The 20389-nt window shown below is 74.0% G+C and carries 20 protein-coding genes; 3 read left to right on the top strand and 17 right to left on the bottom strand.

From position 1 onward, the window contains the following. Positions 1-39: 39 nt before the first annotated feature. From AB0B83_RS17900 to AB0B83_RS17850, 11 genes are all read right to left on the bottom strand, one after another. The gene (locus tag AB0B83_RS17900; protein WP_357579121.1) at positions 40-1065 is read right to left on the bottom strand and encodes an NAD-dependent epimerase/dehydratase family protein; all 1026 of its coding nucleotides are present in this window, start codon (positions 1063-1065) and stop codon (positions 40-42) included. 8 nt (positions 1066-1073) lie between these two features. Next, the gene (locus AB0B83_RS17895) at positions 1074-1868 is read right to left on the bottom strand and encodes a glycosyltransferase family 2 protein (protein WP_231925639.1); all 795 of its coding nucleotides are present in this window, start codon (positions 1866-1868) and stop codon (positions 1074-1076) included. Beyond that, positions 1865-3070 carry a nucleotide sugar dehydrogenase gene (locus AB0B83_RS17890; RefSeq protein WP_357579120.1) on the bottom strand — a complete coding sequence of 402 codons (1206 nt, stop codon included), beginning with the start codon at positions 3068-3070 and terminating at the stop codon, positions 1865-1867. The genes AB0B83_RS17895 and AB0B83_RS17890 overlap by 4 nt, the downstream gene beginning before the upstream one ends. A 369-nt stretch (positions 3071-3439) precedes the next feature. Continuing rightward, positions 3440-5986 (bottom strand): phenylalanine--tRNA ligase subunit beta, encoded by a 2547-nt coding sequence (pheT, locus tag AB0B83_RS17885; RefSeq protein ID WP_357579119.1) that lies wholly within the window; start codon positions 5984-5986, stop codon positions 3440-3442. 39 nt (positions 5987-6025) lie between these two features. Beyond that, positions 6026-7105 carry a phenylalanine--tRNA ligase subunit alpha gene (pheS, locus tag AB0B83_RS17880; RefSeq protein ID WP_357579118.1) on the bottom strand — a complete coding sequence of 360 codons (1080 nt, stop codon included), beginning with the start codon at positions 7103-7105 and terminating at the stop codon, positions 6026-6028. 210 nt (positions 7106-7315) lie between these two features. After that, complete coding sequence (locus AB0B83_RS17875; RefSeq protein ID WP_357579117.1) at positions 7316-8161, bottom strand: RNA methyltransferase; 846 nt, start codon at positions 8159-8161, stop codon at positions 7316-7318. Positions 8162-8193: 32 nt separating this feature from the next. Beyond that, entirely contained in the window at positions 8194-8586 is a 393-nt protein-coding gene (rplT, locus tag AB0B83_RS17870; RefSeq protein ID WP_030335718.1) for a 50S ribosomal protein L20, read from the bottom strand. Positions 8587-8617: 31 nt separating this feature from the next. Further along, entirely contained in the window at positions 8618-8812 is a 195-nt protein-coding gene (gene rpmI / locus AB0B83_RS17865; RefSeq protein WP_007458415.1) for a 50S ribosomal protein L35, read from the bottom strand. 19 nt (positions 8813-8831) lie between these two features. Beyond that, positions 8832-9455, bottom strand: coding sequence for a translation initiation factor IF-3 (gene infC, locus AB0B83_RS17860; RefSeq protein WP_089000940.1), 624 nt, complete (start codon positions 9453-9455; stop codon positions 8832-8834). A gap of 368 nt (positions 9456-9823) precedes the next feature. Next, positions 9824-10297, bottom strand: coding sequence for a PH domain-containing protein (locus tag AB0B83_RS17855; RefSeq protein WP_132240188.1), 474 nt, complete (start codon positions 10295-10297; stop codon positions 9824-9826). 71 nt (positions 10298-10368) lie between these two features. After that, complete coding sequence (locus AB0B83_RS17850) at positions 10369-11259, bottom strand: Crp/Fnr family transcriptional regulator (protein WP_357579116.1); 891 nt, start codon at positions 11257-11259, stop codon at positions 10369-10371. Positions 11260-11435: 176 nt separating this feature from the next. Here AB0B83_RS17850 and AB0B83_RS17845 point away from each other — a divergent pair, with 176 nt between their 5' ends. Genes AB0B83_RS17845 through AB0B83_RS17835 form a run of 3 tightly spaced genes read left to right on the top strand, consistent with a single transcriptional unit; the run spans position 11436 to position 15420 of the window. After that, a complete protein-coding gene (locus AB0B83_RS17845) occupies positions 11436-12281 on the top strand; it encodes a hypothetical protein (protein ID WP_357579115.1) in 846 nt (281 codons plus the stop codon). Beyond that, positions 12278-14593, top strand: coding sequence for a hypothetical protein (locus AB0B83_RS17840; protein ID WP_357579114.1), 2316 nt, complete (start codon positions 12278-12280; stop codon positions 14591-14593). The genes AB0B83_RS17845 and AB0B83_RS17840 overlap by 4 nt, the downstream gene beginning before the upstream one ends. Next, positions 14590-15420, top strand: coding sequence for a hypothetical protein (locus AB0B83_RS17835; RefSeq protein WP_357579113.1), 831 nt, complete (start codon positions 14590-14592; stop codon positions 15418-15420). Before AB0B83_RS17840 ends, AB0B83_RS17835 begins: the two co-directional genes overlap by 4 nt. A gap of 40 nt (positions 15421-15460) precedes the next feature. Here the strand turns inward: AB0B83_RS17835 and AB0B83_RS17830 are convergent, their stop codons facing one another. The 6 genes from AB0B83_RS17830 to pnuC form a co-directional block, all read right to left on the bottom strand. Next, positions 15461-16501, bottom strand: a complete 1041-nt coding sequence (locus AB0B83_RS17830) for a DMT family transporter (RefSeq protein ID WP_357579112.1) — start codon at positions 16499-16501, stop codon at positions 15461-15463. Next, positions 16498-17343: an ATP phosphoribosyltransferase gene (hisG, locus tag AB0B83_RS17825; RefSeq protein WP_357579111.1), complete on the bottom strand. Its 846-nt coding sequence runs from the start codon at positions 17341-17343 to the stop codon at positions 16498-16500. Before hisG ends, AB0B83_RS17830 begins: the two co-directional genes overlap by 4 nt. A gap of 45 nt (positions 17344-17388) precedes the next feature. Further along, on the bottom strand, positions 17389-17652 hold the full coding sequence (locus AB0B83_RS17820; protein WP_088947482.1) for a phosphoribosyl-ATP diphosphatase: 264 nt from the start codon (positions 17650-17652) through the stop codon (positions 17389-17391). A gap of 106 nt (positions 17653-17758) precedes the next feature. Further along, positions 17759-18256 carry a 6,7-dimethyl-8-ribityllumazine synthase gene (ribH, locus tag AB0B83_RS17815; RefSeq protein WP_357579110.1) on the bottom strand — a complete coding sequence of 166 codons (498 nt, stop codon included), beginning with the start codon at positions 18254-18256 and terminating at the stop codon, positions 17759-17761. A 2-nt stretch (positions 18257-18258) separates the two neighbouring features. Beyond that, complete coding sequence (locus tag AB0B83_RS17810; RefSeq protein ID WP_357579109.1) at positions 18259-19524, bottom strand: bifunctional 3,4-dihydroxy-2-butanone-4-phosphate synthase/GTP cyclohydrolase II; 1266 nt, start codon at positions 19522-19524, stop codon at positions 18259-18261. A 156-nt stretch (positions 19525-19680) separates the two neighbouring features. Continuing rightward, positions 19681-20376: a nicotinamide riboside transporter PnuC gene (gene pnuC / locus AB0B83_RS17805; RefSeq protein ID WP_357579137.1), complete on the bottom strand. Its 696-nt coding sequence runs from the start codon at positions 20374-20376 to the stop codon at positions 19681-19683. Positions 20377-20389: the final 13 nt, after the last annotated feature.

Here is a 20389-nt window from a genome sequence, read left to right as displayed (position 1 = left end):
CGGTGCGCGGACACGGGCCTCGAACCGGCGGGGGACCGCTCAGAGGCGGCCCTCCTCGACCGCACGGGTCACCCACGGGATCACCTCGTCGAGCATCTCGTCCAACGAGGTGCTGGCCGTGAAGCCCAGCACCTCACGGGACTTGGTGACGTCCGGCACCCGCTTCTGCACGTCGTACTGGTAGGGCTCGTCGGAGACATACTGGAACGGCACGTGCTCGCCCTTGATCTTGCGCCAGATCAGCTCGGCCAACTCCAGGACCGTGGTCGACTCGGCCGTGGAGAGGTTGAAGTCCTCGTTGCGCGCCGCCGGGTGCTCGATCGCCGTGGCGATGCCCCGGGCCAGGTCGCCGCCGTAGGTGTAGTGCCGGACCTGGTTGCCCTCGCCGAGGATGTGCAGCGGGTCCTGCCCCTTCACGATCTTCTGCACCAGATCGGGCACGACGTGCGACATGGCCAGCTTGACGTTGCCGGAGAGCACCTCGGCCTGCCCCAGCGCCCGCCCCTCCCCCACGCCGACGCAGTTGAACGGCCGCACGATCGTGTACGGCAGCTGGTACTGCTCCCAGGCCGCCCGGGCGTAGTACTCCACGGCCAGCTTCTGGAAGCCGTACGACGACAGCGGCGGCGGGATGCGGCGCTCGTCGCCCTCCCGGCTGGGCCAGTGCTCGGTGGACTCGAAGACCATCGAGGAGGAGAGGTAGGTGACCTTCGCCAAGCGGCCGTCGCGGTGGGCGCGGATCGCCGCGTCGCAGGTGGCCGCCATGATCCGCTCGTTCGTGGCGAGCAGGTCGTAGGCGTACGCGTGGAAGTAGGAGATGCCGCCGATCATCGCCGCACCGGCGACCAGGTGGTCGCAGCCGTCCAGCAGCTCGGTGAGCAGGTCCGCGTCCCGGGCGTCGCCCTCGACGAACCGGAACCGGGGGTGCTGGTCGTAGCTGTGGGTGACCGGGCCGTACTTGGAGAAGTCGTCCACACCGACGACCTCGTGGCCCCGGTCCAACAACTCGGAGACGAGATAGCCGCCGATGAAGCCGGCCGAACCAGTTACCAGGACCTTCGCCACGTGCGCTCCTATGCGGTCGTCTCGAACTCGGTGCTGTCCTGCGGGTCGCGCTGGGCCGGCACGGCCCCGCTCGGGGCGGCGCGGCCGGCCAGTCTCTCCCGGCTCAGCCGCCGACCGTAGGCGAAGAAGTACCAGCGCAGGTAGCCGGGGAGGAAGCGACCCAGGTCGAAGTGGGACTCCCCCAACGGCCGGTCGAGCCAGATGGTCGGGATCTCGGCCACGGGCAGCCGCAGCCGGGTCGCCTTCGCGGTCAGCTCCAGCCCGATCTCGAAGCCGGTCCGCGACTCGATCCCCACCTCCCGCACGAACGCGGTGTCGTACGCCTTGAAGCTGTTCGTGGCGTCGCGGGTGCCGACGCGGGCGAGGGTGTAGAGGCTGCGTCCCGCCCAGCGCGACATGATCCGCTTCAGCCGGGGCCCGCCGACCTGCTGGCCCCCGGGCATGTAGCGGGAGGCGGCCGCGACCACCACCCCCCGGTCTACCAGCCGGGCCAGCTCGTCGATCTGGCGGGGATCGTCACAGCCGTCAGCCATGGTCACGACCACCACCGGGGCGAGCGCCGCGTCGATGCCGAACCGGATCGCGTTGGCCGGACCGCGACCGTAGGTGTTGAGCACCGCCCGCACCCGCGGGTCCGTGCGGGCGACCTGCTCGACGTACGGCACGGTGGTGTCCTCGGGCATGTCGTGCACGACCAGCACCTCGGCGGGCAGCAGCATCTCGCGCAGCATCCGCTCGAGGCAGCGCAGGATCGCCTCGCCCTCGTTGTAGACCGGCACGATCACCGAGACCCGGGGCTTCACACCCGCACCCCCTGCCCGGTCAGGCCCCACATGTCGATGATCGGCTTGTCGGTCTCCAGGCGGGCGTACTGCTCGTGCGGGGCGGCGATCACCAGCAGGTCGGCCCGGCGCAGCACCTCGTCCAGGTCGACGAACCGCTCGTCGACCACGTGGGGGTCCGTGCAGAGCGTCTCGCGGGTCTTCAGCGTCAGGATCTTGCGCAGCTTGTACGCCAGGCTCTCCCGGGGATCGTCGCTTCCGCCCTTGAAGGCCATCCCGAGGATGCCCACGGTCAGCTCGGACAGGTCGAAGCGGTCCTCCAGGCGGGACACCAGGTAGAGCGGCAGTCCTTCGTTGATCAACATGGCGGAGTGGCCGAGCACGAAGTTGTTCCGGTTGAACGCGGCCAGCTGCATGGTGTCCTTGAACAGGCACGGCCCGGCCGCGAACCCGGGCATCGGCAGGTCCGCCGCGCGCGGGTAGTCGTGCGCCACGGCGTGCCGGATCCGGGCGAAGTCCAGACCGAAGTCGTTGGCCATCATCCAGAACTGGTTGGCGGTGGCGAACTTGATGTAGCGCCACGTGTTGGTGAACAGCTTCGCCAGCTCGGCCTCCTCGGGCTCGAGCGGCACGATCTGACTGGTGAGGTGCCGGAACAACTTCTCGGCGCGAGCGAGCGCCCCCGGCGTACGGGCGGCGACGATCTGCGGCAGCGTGAACAGCTCCGTCATCGCCCGCCCCTCGGCGATGCGCTCCGGACAGAACGCCACGTCGGCGCGGATGCCCTTGCCGGCGAGCAGCTTCTCGGTCAGCGCGGTGACCCCGGGGTAGACGGTGCTGCGCAGCACGACGAGCTGCCCGTCGCGCAGGTGCTCGGCGCAGCGCTCCAGGGCCCGGGGCACGGCGCTCAGGTCCGGGTTGAGGTGCTCGTCGACCGGGGTGCCGACCACAACGACGAGGTGCTCGGAGGCGCCGACACTGGCCGGGTCGGTGCTGGCGCGCAGCCGGCCGGCGGCCACCGCCTCCGCGAGCGCCTCGGCCGCGCCGGGCTCCGCGAAGGGCAGCCCGGCCGCGTTGACGGTGTCGACCGCGTCGGCGTTGATGTCGTACAGCACGACGGAGAGGCCGCGCGAGGCGAAGGCGATGCCCAGCGGCAGCCCCACCCGCCCGCAGCCGCCCACGATGCAGACATCGACGGTGGTGATCGGCGGATCCTCGGACATGACTCGACTCCCGTGGGGGCGGCGGGGGTGTGACTCCGGCTACACCTGGAATCAAAGCAGGTTAACCGCTCGGATGTGACTGGCGGGTAGCCAAAAATTCCGAGGCCCCTGACCTTTCAGCCGATTCGTCGGAGATGATCTTGGACAGCAGCACGGCTGGCGGGCGGCCACCCGAGTCCGGCCAGACACGTACCGCGACACCCGGTCAGGCCCGTCACGTCGGGATCGCTGCTCGCGGTGTTCGCGGGAACCTCGTCGTCGCCGAGCTCGTGCGGTCATGTAGCGAGTCGCTTGCTCCGCGAGGCGCAGGAACTCCGGGAGCATGCCGAATGCCCCTCCCGCGCCGGCGGGAGGGGCATTCGTCGTCACTCAGGCGCCGCGCAGGGTGGCGCCGAAGCGCTCCGTGGCGCGGGCGACCGCCGCGTCCCGGGCGGCCACCGCCTCCTCCACGGTCAGCGTCCGGTCCGGGGCCCGGAAGGTGAGCTTGTACGCCAGCGACCTGCGCCCCTCGCCGAGCTGCTCCGAGGCGTACACGTCGAACAGGCGCACCTGCTCCAGCAGCCCGCCGGCGCCCTCGACGAGGGCCTGCTGCACCTGCGCCGCGGGCACCGAGGCGTCCACCACCAGCGCCACGTCGATCAGCGCCGGGGGGAAGCCCGAGACGACCGGCCCGGACGCCACCGGGGCGGCCGGCAGCGCGTCCAGGTCCAGTTCCATGGCGCTGGTACGCCGGGGCAGCTCCAGCGCCGCCACGACCGCCGGGTGCAGCTCGCCGGCGTGCCCGACCACCGTGCCGTCGACCAGCAGCTCGGCGCAGCGGCCGGGGTGCCAGGGGGCGTACTCGGCGGCCCGGACCTCGATCCGGTCCACCGGGACGTCGGCGGCGGCGAGCACGTCGCGGCCGGCCTCCACGGCGTCCGCCCAGCCGGCCGGGCGGCCCGCGCCCCACCAGCCGGCCGGCTCGACGTCGCCGGTCAGCACGACGGCGACGTGCCGGGGCTGGTCGGGAACCACCGCGTCGGCGGCGGCGAACTCCTCGTCGGTGGGTCGCCGGTCCACGCCCATCGCCGGCGGGCGGCCGGCGTCGGGACGCGGGTGGAACACCGCGCCGATCTCGTAGAGGGCGAGGTCGCGCTGGCCCCGGCCGAGGTTGCGCTTCGCGATGCCGAGCAGCGGGCCGAGCAGCGTGGTGCGCAGCAGCGGCTCCTCCTCCGACAGCGGGTTGGCCAGTCGCACCGCGCTCCGGCGCGGGTCGTCGGCCGGCAGGCTGAGCTGGTCGGCCAGCCCGGGGGCGACGAACGGGTGCGCGAGCACCTCCACGTACCCCCGCTCGGCGAGCGACCGGGCCACGGCCCGGCGGCGGCGCTGCTGCCAGGTCAGGCCGCGGCCGGGCGGCGCGGTCGGCAGCACCGACGGCACCCGGTCGTACCCGTCGAGGCGGACCACCTCCTCGACCAGGTCGGCCGGGTCGGTCAGGTCGGGCCGCCAGGTCGGCGGAGTGACGCTGAGCGCGCCCCCGGTGCCGGCGGCCACGCCGACCTCGCCCGGGTCCTCGGCCAGCCGGTCGGCGCCCCTGGCCACCGTGCAGCCGACCTGCTCCAGCAGGGCGGCCACCCGCGCTGGCGGATAGCTCACGCCGATCCGCTGGCTCGGCAGGTCGGCCGGCAGGACGACCGGGGTACGCGGCCGGACGTGGTCGATGTCGAGGATCTCGTCACCGGCCGCGCCACCGGCGTGCTCGGTGAGCAGCCGGACCGCCCGCGCGACGGCCACCAGCGGCAGGGCCGGGTCGACGCCCCGCTCCCACCGCTTCGCCGCCTCGCTGAACAGCTTGTGCCGGCGGGCGGTACGCCCGACCATCACCGGGTCCCAGTGGGCGGCCTCGAAGAGCACGTTCGTCGTCCCGGCGACGACCTCGCTGGTCTCGCCACCCATCACGGCGGCCAGCGAGATCGGGCCAGAGTCGTCGCAGATCACCATGTCCTCGGGCGCGAGGGCGCGGGTGACCCCGTCCAGGGTCGTGAGCTTCTCCCCCGCCTCGGCGCGGCGGACCACCAGCGGCCCGGCGATCCGGTCGGCGTCGAAGGCGTGCATCGGCTGGCCCAGTTCGAGCATCACGTAGTTGGTGATGTCGACCGGCAGCGAGATGCTGCGGATGCCGGCGACGGTGAGCCGCCGCTGCATCCAGTCGGGGCTCTGCGCCGTCGGGTCGACGCCGCGCACGAGGCGGGCGGCGAACCGGTCGCAGCCGACGGTGTCGCGCACCTCGACCGGGTATGCCGGCTCGGCGGTGCCGCCGGGCGCGGGCGCCAGGCCCGGGTCGCGGAACGGCACGCCGAGGGCGTGCGACAGCTCCCGGGCCAGGCCGCGGACGCTCATCGCGTACCCCCGGTCGGGGGTGATCTCCAGGTCGACCACGACGTCGTCGAGGCCGACGACGGGCCGCGCGTCGTCGCCCGGCTTGGCCGGGGTGTCCTGGGGCAGCACGACGATGCCGTCGTGGTCGTCGCCCAGGCCCAGCTCCCGCGCGGAGCAGATCATGCCGTGGGAGTTGCGCCCGTACGTCTTGCGCGCGCCGATGGCGAAGCCGCCGGGCAGCACGCCGCCGGGGAGGATCACCACGACCCGGTCGCCGGGGGCGAAGTTGCGCGCCCCGCAGACGATCTCCTGCGGCTCGCCGGTGCCGTTGGCGTCGCCGACGTCGACCCGGCAGAACCGGATCGGCTTCTTGAAGCCGGTCAGCTCCTCGATCTCGCGGACCTCACCGACCACCAGCGCACCGGTGACGGTCTCCCGCAGGTCCACCACGGACTCGACCTCGATGCCCAGGCCGACCAGGGCCTGCTCCAGGTCGCCGGCGGGCAGGTCGGCCGGGAGGTCGACGTACTCCCGCAGCCAACTGACAGAAACTCGCATGACTCAGACCACCGTCTCCATGACTCGTACCCGCATCGCCTACGCCCCGACCCCGAACGCGCGGGTGAACCGCACGTCGCCCTCGGCCATGTCCCGCATGTCGCTGACCCCGTGCCGGAACATCACCGTCCGGTCGATGCCCATGCCGAACGCGAATCCGGAGTAGACCTCGGGGTCGATGCCGCAGGCGCGCAGCACCCGCGGGTTGACCATGCCGCAACCACCCCACTCGACCCAGCGCGGGCCGTCGCGGTGCTCCGGGAACCAGACGTCGAACTCGGCCGACGGCTCGGTGAACGGGAAGTAGTGCGGCCGGAAGCGGGTCTTCGCGCCCTCGCCGAACATCGCCCGGGCGAAGTGGTCCAGGGTGCCGCGCAGGTGCGCCATGGTGATGCCCCGGTCCACCACGAGCCCCTCCACCTGGTGGAAGACCGGCGCGTGGGTGGCGTCCAGCTCGTCGGTGCGATAGACCCGGCCCGGCACGATCACGTAGATCGGCGGCTTGCGGGTCAGCATGGTGCGCGCCTGCACCGGCGAGGTGTGCGTACGCAGGACGAGGCCGGAGCCCTCCGTGCCCTCCGGCGGCGCGACGTGGAAGGTGTCCATCAGGCCGCGCGCCGGGTGGTCGGCGGGGATGTTCAGCGCGTCGAAGTTGGTCCACTCCAGCTCGACCTCGGGCCCCTCAGCCACCTCGTAGCCCATGCCGACGAACAGGTCGCTGACCTGCTCCATCAGGGTGCTGATCGGGTGCCGGGCGCCCCGGGGCCGCCGGTCGTGGGGCAGCGTCACGTCGACGCGCTCCTCCACCAGCACCCGTTGCGCCTGTTCCCGGTCCAGGACCTCCTGGCGGGCCGCGTACGCGGCGTCGATGGCGCGGCGGGCCTCGTTGACCCGCTTGCCGGCGTCGGACTTGGCGGCCGGCGGCAGCGCGCCGATCTCGCGGCGGGCCAGCGAGACCGGGGACCGGTCGCCGAGGTGCGCCGGGCGCAGCGCGGTCAGCGCGTCCGGGTCACCGGCCTCGGCGAACGCCTTCTCGGCGGCGGCGACGGCCTCGGCCAGGGCGGCCGGGTCGAGCAGGGCGACCTGCTTCGGGTCGTACGGATCGTTGCGGTAGCTCATGGCGTACGGGCACTCCCTCACGGCGGCGCCAGCCCTCACGGGCGGCGAAGCGAGTCTACGGACGCGCGGCTGTGCCGCAGCCCGCCGGTGGGAGTTGTGCGGGGAGCAGGTCAGGCCCGCCGCCCGCCGACACCGGCGGGCTGGCTAAACGAACGCCGTGGCGCGTTCATGGGCGGACGGTCTCCCCTGCGATCTGTCTCGACGGCCGGGTCACGACCGCCGCTGTGCTCTCGCCGAAGCGTACAGGCAGACGGCGGCGGCCGCAGCCAGGTTCAGGCTCTCGGCGCGCCCGTGCAGGGGCACCCGGACCCGGGCGTCGGCGGCGGCGGTGAGCGCCTCGGGCAGGCCGTGCGCCTCCGCGCCGAAGAGCCAGGCCGTGGGGGCGGCGAGCCGCCCGTCGTCGGCGAGGTCGTCGAGGTCGTCCTCGCCGTAGCCGGTGGTGGCGAGCACGGTGAGCCCGGCGGCGCGCAGCGCCGCGACGACGTCCACCGGGTCGGGCGCGCGGACCACGTCGACGTGGAAGAGGCTGCCGGCCGAGGCCCGCACGCACTTGCCGTTGTACGGGTCGACGGCCTCGCCGGCGAAGACCACCACACCCGCGCCCGCGGCGTCGGCGGTGCGCAGCACGGTGCCGGCGTTGCCCGGGTCGCGGATCCCGGCGAGCACGGCCACCAGGCGGGGCCCGTCGGCCAGGGCCCGCTCCAGCGGCACGTCGAGGTGGCGGCAGACGGCGACGAGGCCCTGCGGGGCGACGGTCTCGGCCAGCGCGGCGAGCGCCTCGTCGGTCGCCTCGGAGACGGGCACGTCGGCACGGGCCGCGACGGCGGCCAGGTCGGCGTGCCGGTCCAGGGCGGCGGGCGTACCGAAGAGTTCGGTGACCACGCCCGGGCGGGCCAGGGCCTCGCGGACCGCCTGCGGCCCCTCGGCCAGGAAGCGGCCGGCGGCCTCGCGGTCCCGGCGGCGCTGCAACCGGCGGGCGGCGACCACCCTGGGGGTACGCGGGGTGAAGGGGCCGGAGACAGCGTCGAGGCGTCTCCCGCGCGATGGTGACTGCATGGGAGACGCCTCGATCTGCTGGTGCGCGGGGATCAGGCGGCCTGGGCCGCCGCGCCGCCGGTGCCCTCGGCCGCGACCGCGGCCCGGGCCAGCTCGACGATCGCCGCGAAGGCGGCGGCGTCGTTGACGGCCAGGTCGGCCAGGATCTTGCGGTCGACCTCGATGCCGGCCAGGCGCAGGCCCTGGATCAGGCGGTTGTAGGTCATCCCGTTGGCGCGGGCGCCCGCGTTGATCCGCTGGATCCAGAGCTGCCGGAAGTCGCCCTTGCGGTCGCGACGGTCCCGGTAGGCGTACTGCATCGAGTGCAGCACCTGCTCCTTGGCCTTGCGGTAGAGGCGGGAGCGCTGACCGCGGTAGCCGCTCGCGGTCTCCAGCAGGGTACGACGCTTCTTCTGGGCGTTCACAGCCCGCTTGACGCGTGCCATCTCAACTCCTAATTACGTAAGGTGGCGCGCGTCAGCGGCCGAGCAGCTTCTTGATGCGCTTGACATCGGCCTTGGCCAGCACCACGGTGCCGGTCAGCCGACGGGTCTGGGTGGAGGGCTTCTTCTCCAGGTTGTGCCGGAGGCCGGCCTGCTGGGCAACGATCTTGCCCTTGCCGGTCACCTTGACCCGCTTGCCCATCCCCGTGTGGCTCTTCATCTTCGGCATGTGGAACGTCTCTCCCCTGTTACTCGCCGCTGTTGTCGGCGACGGTGCCGGTGTCACCGGCCGCTGCGGGCTCGCCGGCCGGGGCGCCCTCGGCGTCCCGCTCCCGCGGCCCGCCCCGGGTGGCCGTGGCGGCGACCGCGGCGGCCTTGGTGGCGCGGTGCGGCGCGAGCACCATGATCATGTTTCGACCGTCCTGCTTCGGAGCGGCCTCGACGTACCCCAGCTCCGAGATCTCCGACTCGAGCCGGCGCAGGAGCCGGTAACCCAGCTCCGGGCGGCTCTGCTCGCGACCGCGGAACATGATCGTCACCTTGACCTTGTCGCCCGCCTTGAGGAACCGCACCACGTGACCCTTCTTGGTCTCGTAGTCGTGCGGGTCGATCTTCGGGCGGAGCTTCATCTCCTTGATGACGGTCTGCTGCTGGTTACGCCGCGCTTCGCGCGCCTTCAGTGCGCTCTCGTACTTGAACTTGCCGAAGTCCATGAGCTTGCACACCGGCGGGCGCGCCATCGGCGCAACCTCGACCAGGTCCAGGTCGACGTCCGCGGCCAGCTGAAGGGCGCGCTCCAGCGGGACGATGCCCACCTGCTCACCCTCGGGGCCGACCAGTCGGACCTCACGTGCCCGGATCTGCTCGTTCACGCGTGGTTCGACGCTGATGGGGCCTCCTCGAGTCGGAATCTCTACGTGGCCGACCCTCGCGGCTCCCGGGTGGGAGCCGACCCGGAAAGCAGAAGGCCCCGGCGCATGCCAGGGCCCGCTCGACCGGTCGGCACGATCACATGATCGCGCATCCGGTGCCGGGGCGTGCCCGGAACCGGTGACCGGACCCGGCCACCGTGGTGGTGACTCGGGTGGGAGCAGGCGCTCCTCTTTCAAGGCTGCCCGCATGGGCGCGATGCGCACACACGAAGACAGCCTGGTCGACTTGGTAACACTACACCCTCGCCCGGACACCCACTCAACCGGACACCCACTCAACCGGGCACCCACTCAACCGGGCACCCGGGTCAGCGGCCGGCGGCGCCCTCGGTGAGCCGGGCCTGGTGCGCCTGGTGCAGCCGGCGCAGGGCGCGAACCCCCTCGACGGCCCGCTCCTTGTCGGCGGCCTGGAGGGCGACCATCGGCAGCAGGTCGTCGTCGTGCAGCTCCAGGCTGGCCCAGGGCGCGCCCCGGTCGAAGCGGACCCCCCGGACGACCTCCCACGGCAGCTCGTACGAGCCGACGAGGTTGCGCACGCGCACCCCCGACGCGTTCGCGTCGACCCGGGGGCGGGTGAAGATCAGGACGGCGAGCGCACCGAGGACGCCGAGCCCGACCATCGCGATCTGGTCGCCCCGCTGGAAGCTGCCGTAGCCGTTGCCCGTCGCGCCGCTCAGCGAGGTGGCCAGCAGGCTGAACACCACGAACAGCACGGCCGCGCAGGCCCAGCAGACCACTCGGATGCGGCGCGGGCGCAGGTGGACGGACTCGATTTCGCTCACCCCACCAGTCTGCCACCCGGTCCCGGCCGTTCCCGCGCCGCCACACGCTCCGCCCCCCGCCCGGCGCCCCGTCAGTCCTCCCCGGCCTCCAGCTCGCCCAGCCGCCGCAGCCGGGGCAGATCGCGGACGGTGATCCGGCGGTAGTCCGTGTCGACCAGGCCCTCCGTGCGCAGGTCACGCAGGGCCTTCTGGATGGAGGTCTCGGCGGCGCCGCAGATGCTGGCGAGTTCGGGCTGGGTGAGCCGCACGTCGATGACGACGCCGTCGCGAACCTGGCGGCCGTGGGTGCGGCAGAGCTCGGCGACGACCCGGGCGACCCTGATCTTCACCGGATAGGAGGTGAAGTCGATGCGCCGCCGGTTGGACCAGCGCAGCCGGTCCGACACCATCGCCGCCAGCTCCAGCGCGGCGTCCGGGTGCTCCTTGAGGAACATCTTGAACCGGTCGGGCTGGATGACCCGGTACGTCGCCGGCCCGCAGGTGGTGACGCTCGCCGAGCGGGGCCGGTCGTTGAGCGCCGACATCTCGCCGACGAGGTCGCCGCCGACGCGCAGGGCCAGCAGTGCCGCCCGCCCGTCCGGAAGGGTCGCGGTGACCTTCGTCAGCCCCTCCTCGAGCAGCACCAGGTGCGACTCCCGTACGCCCTCGTGGATGACGATCTGTCCGGGCGGCACCCGCCGGCGCACCCCCAGCTCCAGCAGGGCGGCACGAACCGGGGGGCCGAGCCGTTGCAGGAACGTGCCGTACGGCCAGGTGACGTCGGACAGTTCGGCTGGTCGTCGCATCAGCGCTCTCATCCTCCTCGGCCAGCGACAGCCGTCGAAGCGTAGCCGGCCCTGCGCGTAGCGCGACGCCCGCAGGCGCAGGGCGGCGGCGACGGCGAGCTGGACGATCACCCACGCCAGCAGGACGCCCGGCGGCCAGCCGACCGCGAGCAGCAGCTCCATCAGCCCGATCCTCATGCGACCAGGACACCGGTCCGCCGTGTGCCGGACCCCCGAACAGGACGGGATGACGCCCCACCGACAGTTCCGGGCGATGCCGTACTTCTACGGGGTTCCGCCGGGCCCGCCCCGGTTCGATGTCCCCTGCGGTGCCCGCCTGTGGGGCGGGTCGGGCGACGAAGGGCGGCACGACGATGCGACATCCCGAGCGACGACTGTTGATCTCCGTGGACATGGAGCGGTACAGCCGGCGCACCAACCTCCAGCAGTACGAGGCGCAGAAGGACTTCCGGGAACTGCTGCACGAGGCGGCCGGCGACGTCGGCCTGGACCGGGTCGCCTGGACGACGCAGCAGGCCGGCGACGGCGAGCTGGCGATCCTCCCCCGCGACGTGGCCGAGTCCCGCGTCATCGGCCGCTTCGTACCGGAGCTGAACAGGCGGCTGCGCAGCTACAACAGCAGCCGGGTGCCGGCCGCCCGGATCCGCCTGCGGGTCGCCGTCCACCAGGGACTCGTCCACCTGGACGGGGCCAACGGCTTCCCCGGCAACGCCGTCGTCCTCGTCTGCCGGCTCTGCGAGGCGGCACCCGTGAAGCAGGCCCTGGCGGCCCTTCCCGACGCCGGCGTGGCGCTGGTCGTGTCGGCGGAGATCTACCGCGACGTCGTCACCGAGTACCCGGAGGAGATGCGCCCCGAGCGGTTCCGGCGGGTCGAGGTGACCCACCCGGACAAGGGGTTCCGGGAGGACGCCTGGTTCTGCGTCGTGGACGAGGACATGTCCGCCCTGCCGGCAGCGGAGGACGCCGGTACGCCTTCCCCGGCGCCCGTCTCCACGACGCCGCCCGCTCCGGGAGGCGGGGCCCCGGGTGGGGGGCCGCCGGAGTCCCCGGCGACCCGGACGCGGCCGGGCGCGGGCGACATCCGCACGGGTGACATCCGGGTCGACGGCCAGAACGCGATCGGGCACGGCGCCACGGCGATCGGTTCCGTCGGGCGCGACCTGACCTTCGGTGGCGGACGGGAGGGCCGGGCACGGTGACCGCACCCCACTTCCCGTACCCGCCCGTCGTCGTCGGCGACGACGCCGACCCGGACGGGCCCCGGGACGCCCCCGGTGACGACGGGTACGACCGTCCCACGGAAGGCCCGGCGGCGGGCCCGGACCAGGACCCACCGGACGGGCGGACGGACCCGGCGGACCCGGCGGACCCGGTGACGGGGACCGGGTCGTCGGAGGGCGGCGAGGCGGACGAGCCGGAGGAGCCGCTCGACTCGGCGGACGTCATCCGCGGACTGGCTGACCTGCTCGGCGGCGCCACGATCGGCCTGGGCGACGTACGGGTACGGGGCCAGAACGCCACCGGGCACGGCGCCGTCGCGATCGGCACCGTCAACGTGACCACCGCGGGAGCCGACGGCACGGGGCGGATCTGGTACGAGAGCCTGAGCGGGAACGAGGTCGGGGAACTGGCGCAGGGGTACGCGCCGACGTCCAGCGACCAGCAGCTCGACCGTCACCTCAAGCGCCGCCACCTGGTGTGCCTGTCCGGCCCGTCCGCCAGCGGCCGGTTCACCTCCGCCGTCCTCGCCACCGCCCGCCGGCACGGGCTCGACCGCGCCTGCGTCCTCGGCGCGGAACAGCCCGCCGACCTGCTCGGGTCGAGCGAACGGTTGCCCGCCGGACGCGGGTACGTGCTCCGGCTCGCGGACAGCGCGGCGAACGCCGTCGACGGGTTCACCCTCGTGGCGCTCGCGGCACGGGCCGAGGCGACCGGCATGACGCTGATCCTGGTCGGGGACTTCTCCCGGCGCGGTCAGGACCTCGCCGGGCACGTCGTGGAGCATCGGGTGCCGCCGGCGGTGGAGGTGTTCCGGGCGCGGCTGCGCCAGCAGTTGGCCGGGCTGTGCGTCGGCTGGTGCCCGGACGGATGCGACGGCACCTGCGTGGAGCGGTACGTCGACGACGAGTGCGTCACCCATCCGCTGCTCTCGGCCTACCTCGCCGGCGAGCCCCGTCCGGGCGAGGTGGTGCCCGTCGTGGAGCTGATCGCCCGGACGGTTCCGCACGGCCCCGCCCTGACCGAGCGGTTGGAGCAGCTGCTCCCCCGCCAGCTACGGGAGCGCGCGGCGCAGATCCTCGACGCCGGCCGACCCGACGGCCCGGACGGGGTCGACGCCTGGGCGGCCGACCGGGCCCGCGCCTTCCGGCTGACCTGCGCCGTACTGGCCGGGCAGCCGGTGGCGGAGATCGATCAGGCGGCCCGACGGTTGGCCGGAACCGACCTCACCGGGACCGACCTCGCCGGGACCGCCTCCGTCGGACCCCGGCTGCGCGGCCCCGAACTGGACACGCTCCTCGGGTCGACGCTGCGCCAGGCCGTCGTCGTGGTCGGCGACGAAGGCGCCGCGGGGGGCCGGCGGATCGAGTTCGGCGCCGGCAGCGAGCAGCTCCGTTCGACGTTGCTCGAGGTCGCCTGGACGGACTGGTGGCTGCCCGGGCAGCTGCTCGGCTGGCTGGCGGACCTGGTCCGCTCCGACGTGCCGGGGATCCGGCAGGCCGCCGCGGGCGCCATCGGCTGGTCGGCCGGGCGGGACGTGCGGGCAGCCCTGGAGACGGTCGGCGACCTGGCCCGGGAACGGCGGGCGGGCGTCCGGCAGGCCGCCGCCATCGTGCTGGTCGCCATGGCGATGCAACCCGGCCTGCGCCAGCGCGTACGGACCGAACTCGACCAGTGGGCCGCCGGGCCGGCGGCGCACCTGCGGGACACCGTCGCGCGGGCGTACGGCCTCGGACTGGCCCGCCTCTGGCCCGACGCCGCCCTCGTGCAGTTGCGCCTGGTGGCGCAGGCCCGCATGCAGCGGCGGAACAACTCCGTGGTCCGGGGCCTGGTCGAGGTCTACCGGGACGGCCACGCGGCCACGCTCGTGCCGGAGCTGGTCGACTGGACCGCGTCCGACGACCCGGAGGTGCGGCTGCACGCGGCGCGGACGCTGCGCGTCCTCGCCGACCGCTGGGCCGAGCCGCCCAGGGAGCACTGGCCGGAGCTGCTGGACCTCGTCCGGCGGCGGATCGTCAGCCCGGGCGACGTGGCCGCGCTCTGGGCCGTGGCGCTGGGCATGCCGCAGACGGCCTACCGCTCGTGGCGGACGCTCGGCTTCTGGTTGAACCGGGCGGACGGCAATCCCGAGGTCGCCGCCCACTGCGTGGCCCTGCTCCGGCACGTGATCGCCGGTCGGCCGCCGCTGCGGCACCGCCTCGACCACCAGGTCCGCCACGTCTGGCGGCCCATCATGCCGCGCAACGACCTGCTCGACGCCGTACACGCACTCATCGACGAGGACCTGTCATGACGACTCACCCCACCGGGCCACCCCCCACGGCAGCGTTCGTACCGCCCCAGCCGGAGCGCCGCCGCTGGTGGCACGCCTTCTTCCCGCCGGTCGAACCGGTCCCTCCCGCCGGGCCACCGGCGCCCCCGGTCCCCGACACGGTGACGTTCCGCCACGACGTGCCGCAGCCGATCCTGGTCCCGGCCAGGGGCGACGCCTTCGACTTCCGGCTGCACGTCGTCTACAACTGGACCGCGCAGAACATGCCCTACGAGGCGCTGCGGCTGCGGGCCGAGCGGTATCTCGCCTGGGCGGGTGGCATCGTCCGGGAGCGGGCGGTGGATCTGGCCCGCCAGTACGAGCCGCACCGCTCGCACGACCTGGAGCGGGCGCTCAACGACCGGCTGGCCGGTCAGCGCTGGCCCCGGGAGGGTTCCCAGCCCTACTTCTGGGTGCAGGTGCGGGTCAGCCCGGACGAGCGGGTGCGGGAGCGGCTGCGGCCGTACTGGGAGCAGCGGATCAAGCTCGAGTGCGACCACGAGCTGGAGAAGATCAGGGCCCAGCAGGCCGACGAGCTGACCCGCCGGTGGTGCGCCGTGCTGCAGAGCCTGGAGGACGATCCGGTCACCGCGCACGCGGCCCGGCTGACCGGTGAACAGTTCGCGGAGGTCTTCCGCCGGTACGTGGAGGAGCGCCGGGGGACGGTGCCGGACCTGGTGCAGCTGCTGCGGGAGGCCGTGCGGGGGCACGGCGACCTCGGCATGGGGCCGTCGGAGTACACCGAGGCGTGGGACGCGGCGATCCGGACGTACGAGCGACGGCACGGGCTCTCCGAGCGGACGAACTGACCGACGGGCCCCCTCCCGCGTACCGCCGGATCGTCGGCGCCTACCCCGGCGTCGCTGATCCGGCGGTCGCGGCGGGGGCTCCCGGACCGGTGGCGGTCGGCGGCACGGCGTCGCGCGGACCCCGCCGGCCGGCCCCTCGGCCGGCGACCAGGGCGGCCGCCAGGGTGAGCAGCGCCCCGGCCAGCACCGGCAGCCGCAGGCCGGGGCCGCCCGGCAGCAGCGCGTCCAGCAGCAGGGCGCCGCCCAACTGGCCGGCGACCAGGGCGAGCCCGGTGCGCAGCACGCCGACCGCCGGGACGCCGACCAGCAGGGCGGCCACGATGACGACGCCGAGCAGGCCGCCGGTGTAGAGGTACCAGTCGTCCGGCCAGGTCGGGCCCGGCCCGGTGAGGGCGCCGGCCAGCGCCGCGACCAGCAGCACGACGGGCGTGGCCGTGGCGAAGTTGACCACCATTCCGGCGGCGGCCGAGCTGGCGGCGGAGACCCGCGCGTTCAGCGCGGACTGGAGCGCGACACCGAGCCCGCCGGCCACGGCGAGCAGGACCAGGCCGAGGGCGAGGTCGCCGACGGGCTGGCCGACCTGGGCCAGCGTCACGGCGGTCACGCCGAGCAGCGCGCCGGCCACCCGGGGCGGGGTGAGCGCCAGCCGCCCCACCGGCGCCAGCCCGGCCCGGTCGACGGCCAGCCCGCCGAGGCTGCCGCCGGCGACCTGGGCGATGGTGAAGACCGCCACCCCGAGCACCGGCACGATGTACGCGCCGGCCAGCACGATGCCCGCGCCGCCGAGCCCGCCCAGGTACGTCCACCAGGGCAGCCGGGCCCGGCGCAGCGCGGCCAGGCCGGTGCGCGCCGAGGGCAGCGCCAGGACCCCGAGGCCGACCAGCAGCGCCCCGCCGAGGTTGTTGACCACCGCGCCCAGGGTCGCGTTGCCGGCCCGCTCGCCCAGCTCGGCGTTGGCCGCGCCCTGGGCCGCCGAGGCGACGCCGGCGAGGGTGACCAGGGTCAGCGCCACCCACGGCGGCAGGGCACGCGACACCGGGGACGGCGCCGGGGCACCCGCCGCCGTGGGCGAGCGGCTCACAGCCGGCAGGCGTGGATGTTGGTGACCAGGATCGCGCGGGCCCCGAGCTCGTACAGCTCGTCCATGATCCGGTGCACGTCGTCGCGGAGCACCATCGCCTGCACCGCCACCCAGCCCTCGCGGTGCAGCGGGGAGACGGTCGGCGACTCGATGCCCGGGGTCAGCGAGCTGGCCCGGTCGAGCAGGCCGGCCGGCACGTCGTAGGCGAGCATCACGTAGCGGCGGGCGACCAGCACCCCGTGCAGCCGGCGCAGCAGCTGCGCGGCCTGCGGGTGGGCCTCGGCGTCGGCGCGGCGGACCAGCACCGCCGACGAGCGCAGCAGGGGCTCACCGAAGACCACCAGGCCGGCCTGGCGCAGCGTGGTGCCGGTCTCGACCACGTCGGCGACCACGTCGGCGACGCCCAGCCGGATGGCGTTCTCCACCGCGCCGTCGAGGCGGGTCACCTCGGCCTTGACGCCCAGCTCCGCGAGGTGCCGCTCCACGAGCCCCGGGTACGCGGTGGCGATCCGGTGCCCGCCCAGCTCCCGCACGTCGTCGACGTCCTCCGGGCGGGCGGCGAAGCGGAAGGTGGCCCGGCCGAAGTCGAGATCGATGACCTCCTCGGCCGGCGCGCCGGAGTCGATCAGCAGGTCCCGGCCGGTGATCCCGACGTCGAGGTCGCCGGAGCCGACGTAGGTGGCGATGTCCTTCGGGCGCAGGTAGAAGAATTCGACGTCGTTGGGCTCGTCCCGGCAGACCAGGTCCTTCGGGTCGGTGCGCTGGCGGTAGCCCGCCTCGCGCAGCATCTGGGCGGCCTTCTCGGCCAGGGCGCCCTTGTTCGGAATGGCGACACGCAGCATGACGGAGTGCTCCTTCGATCGAAACTGATCAACGACGGGGCGCACTCACAGATGTCGGTAGACGTCCTTCAGGTCGAGGCCGCTGGCCAGCATCAGCACCTGGACCTGGTAGAGCAGCTGGGAGATCTCCTCGGCGGTGCGTTCCGGCCCCTCGTGCTCAGCGGCCATCCACGACTCGGCCGCCTCCTCGACGACCTTCTTGCCGATGAAGTGCACGCCCTTCTCGAGCGCGGCGACCGTGCCCGAGCCGGGGGTGCCCGCGGCGGCCTTGGCCTGCAGCTCGGCGAACAACTCCTCGAACGTCTTCACGCCGCGATTCTTCCAGCCGCCCCGACGGCGCCGGTGCGCCGGGTCAGGCCCCGCTCACCGACCGGGAACGCGGCACGGCGGCGGCGCGGCCCCGGTCGGTCGGGGGTCAGCCGCCGAAGCCGGCCCGGTGGCCGTTGCTGGCGAGGGCGCGGATGGCCAGGGCGGCGTCGAGGGCGGCGACGGTGGCCGACCAGCCCTTGTCCTCCGCCGAGCCGGGCAGCCCGGCCCGGTCCCGGGCCTGCGCGAGGGTGTCGACGGTCAGGACGCCGTGCGCGACCGGCTTGCCCTCGTCCAGCGCCACCCGGGTCAGCCCGTCGGTGACCGAGCGGCAGACGTAGTCGAAGTGGGCGGTGGCGCCGCGGATCACCACGCCGAGCGCGACCACCACGTCGCAGCGCCGCGCGAGGGCCTGGGCCACCACGGGCAGCTCGACCGAGCCGGCCACCCGGGCGGTGACCGCCCGGGCCCCGCACGCCTCGGCGGCGGCGACCGCCCGGTCGAGCATGTGGTCGGTCAGCTCGCCGTGCCAGCGCGCCGCGACCACGCCGACGGTCATCCCGGCGGCGTCCACCGCCGTCACGCCCGGTTCACCGAAACCCGCCATGCCTACGCTCCGATCTCGTCGCCGAGGACCGGGCGGCCCATCGGGGCCTCGGTCACCTCGTCCAGCTCGTCCAGCAGGTGCCCCATCCGGTCCCGCTTGGTGCGCAGGTAGCGCACGTTCTCCGGGTGCGGGCGCACCGGCAGCCCCTCGCGGCCGATGACGGTCAGCCCGTAGCCCTCCAGTCCGGCGCGCTTGGCCGGGTTGTTGGTGAGCAGCCGCATCGAGCGCACCCCGATGTCGTAGAGGATCTGTGCGCCGGTGCCGTAGTCGCGGGCGTCGGCCGGCAGGCCCAGGTCGAGGTTGGCGTCGACCGTGTCCCGGCCCTGGTCCTGGAGCTGGTACGCTTGGAGCTTGTGCAGCAGGCCGATGCCGCGCCCCTCGTGGCCGCGTACGTAGAGCACCACGCCCCGCCCCTCCCGGGCGACCCGGTCCAGGGCGGCGTCGAGCTGCGGGCCGCAGTCGCAGCGCACCGAGCCGAACACGTCCCCGGTGAGGCACTCGGAGTGCACCCGCACCAGCACGTCGCGCCCGTCGCCGATCTCGCCCGTGACCAGGGCCACGTGCTCGGCCGAGTCGTGCTCGCTGCGGTAGCCCAGGGCCCGGAACACGCCGTGCCGGGTGGGCATCCGGGCGTCGGCGACCCGCTCGACCTGCTTCTCGGTCCGCCGCCGGTACGCGACCAGGTCGGCGATGGTGACCAGGGTCAGGGCGTGCTCGGCGCAGAACTTCTCCAGGTCCGGCACCCGCATCATGGTGCCGTCGTCGTTGACCAGCTCGCAGAGCACGCCGGCGGGGCGCAGCCCGGCCATCCGGGTCAGGTCGACGGCGGCCTCGGTGTGGCCGGGCCGGCGCAGCACGCCGCCCTCGCGGGCCCGCAGCGGCACCACGTGCCCGGGGCGGGCCAGGTCGGCCGGGCCGGTGCCGGGGTCGGCGAGCAGCCGGATGGTGTGCGCCCGGTCGGCGGCGGAGATGCCGGTGCTGACGCCCTCCCGGGCGTCCACGGTCACCGTGTAGGCGGTGCCGCGCCGGTCCTGGTTGGTGTGGTGCTGCGGCGGCAGGTCCAGCCGGTCGCACTCGCTCTCGGTCAGCGGCGCGCAGATGTAGCCGGACGTGTGGCGCACCATGAAGGCGAGCAGCTCCGGCGTCGCCAGCTCGGCGGCGAAGATCAGGTCGCCCTCGTTCTCCCGGTCGGCGTCGTCGACCACGACGACGGGCCGGCCGGCGGCGATGTCCGCCACCGCCTGCTCGATGCTGCCAAAGGTGCTCATGCCGGCACTCCGCTTCGCTCCGTGCCGCCATGAGGCAGCACCGCACTGAGCCTGATGATTCGCTCGCTTCGCTCGCTCATGCCGGCACTCCGCTTCGCTCCGTGCCGCCATGAGGCACCACCACACTGAGCCTCATGATTCGCTCGCTTCGCTCGCTCATGCCACGGCCTCCGAGTAGGTCGACGGGATCGGGGCGGGCGCCGGGCGGGCGGCCCGCGAGGTGCGCCACCAGGCGACGAGGCCCCAGGCGCAGAACGCGCCGTAGACGAGGTACATGGCGGCCGAGGGGTAGAACCCGCCGCGCAGCAGCAGCGGCACGCCGACCGCGTCGACGGCGATCCAGATCAGCCAGAAGTCCACCCAGCCGCGCGCCATGCCGTACGTGGCGAGCAGGCTGCCGGTGAGGATCCAGGCGTCCGGCAGCGGCCCCCAGGAGCCGAGTGCGGCGAGCAGCGGGTACGCCGCCGCGGTGCCGATCCCGGCCGCGGCCAGCAGGCCGAGCCGTTCCCGGCCGGTGGCCCAGCGGGGCGCCACGGCGGCCCCGTCGCCGACGCCGTGGCGGCGGTTGCGCGACCAGCGCCACCAGCCGTAGACGCTCAGCGAGAAGAAGAAGACCTGCCGGCCCGCCTGCCCGTAGAGGTCGTGCGCCTGCGGGGTGGCGAAGACGCCGCCCAGGAAGACGGTGAACAGCAGCGCGTTGCCGATCATGCCGACGGGCCAGGCCCAGACCAGCCGGCGCAGGCCGAACACCGCCGACGCCAGCCCGAAGCCGTTGCCGACGATCTCCCGGACCAGCACCGGCGACCCGGCGATGTCGACCTGCGCGTGGAGCAGCCACCCGAGCGGGCCCATCAGGCCGCTCCGC

This window comes from Micromonospora sp. NPDC049060 (genome assembly GCF_040649055.1).
Lineage (GTDB): Bacteria > Actinomycetota > Actinomycetes > Mycobacteriales > Micromonosporaceae > Micromonospora > Micromonospora reichwaldensis.
This window is presented reverse-complemented; position numbering and strand designations above follow the sequence as displayed.

What these genes read in the sequence shown, in the direction of transcription:
- hisG (WP_357579111.1), bottom strand. Translation starts at nt 17,343, where the DNA reads ATGCTGCGTGTCGCCATTCCGAACAAGGGCGCCCTGGCCGAGAAGGCC.
- pnuC (WP_357579137.1), bottom strand. Translation starts at nt 20,376, where the DNA reads ATGGGCCCGCTCGGGTGGCTGCTCCACGCGCAGGTCGACATCGCCGGG.
- rpmI (WP_007458415.1), bottom strand. Translation starts at nt 8,812, where the DNA reads ATGCCGAAGATGAAGAGCCACACGGGGATGGGCAAGCGGGTCAAGGTG.
- pheT (WP_357579119.1), bottom strand. Translation starts at nt 5,986, where the DNA reads ATGCGAGTTTCTGTCAGTTGGCTGCGGGAGTACGTCGACCTCCCGGCC.
- AB0B83_RS17810 (WP_357579109.1), bottom strand. Translation starts at nt 19,524, where the DNA reads ATGAGCACCTTTGGCAGCATCGAGCAGGCGGTGGCGGACATCGCCGCC.
- AB0B83_RS17845 (WP_357579115.1), top strand. Translation starts at nt 11,436, where the DNA reads ATGCGACATCCCGAGCGACGACTGTTGATCTCCGTGGACATGGAGCGG.
- AB0B83_RS17890 (WP_357579120.1), bottom strand. Translation starts at nt 3,070, where the DNA reads ATGTCCGAGGATCCGCCGATCACCACCGTCGATGTCTGCATCGTGGGC.
- AB0B83_RS17850 (WP_357579116.1), bottom strand. Translation starts at nt 11,259, where the DNA reads ATGAGGATCGGGCTGATGGAGCTGCTGCTCGCGGTCGGCTGGCCGCCG.
- AB0B83_RS17835 (WP_357579113.1), top strand. Translation starts at nt 14,590, where the DNA reads ATGACGACTCACCCCACCGGGCCACCCCCCACGGCAGCGTTCGTACCG.
- rplT (WP_030335718.1), bottom strand. Translation starts at nt 8,586, where the DNA reads ATGGCACGCGTCAAGCGGGCTGTGAACGCCCAGAAGAAGCGTCGTACC.
- AB0B83_RS17875 (WP_357579117.1), bottom strand. Translation starts at nt 8,161, where the DNA reads ATGCAGTCACCATCGCGCGGGAGACGCCTCGACGCTGTCTCCGGCCCC.
- pheS (WP_357579118.1), bottom strand. Translation starts at nt 7,105, where the DNA reads ATGAGCTACCGCAACGATCCGTACGACCCGAAGCAGGTCGCCCTGCTC.
- ribH (WP_357579110.1), bottom strand. Translation starts at nt 18,256, where the DNA reads ATGGCGGGTTTCGGTGAACCGGGCGTGACGGCGGTGGACGCCGCCGGG.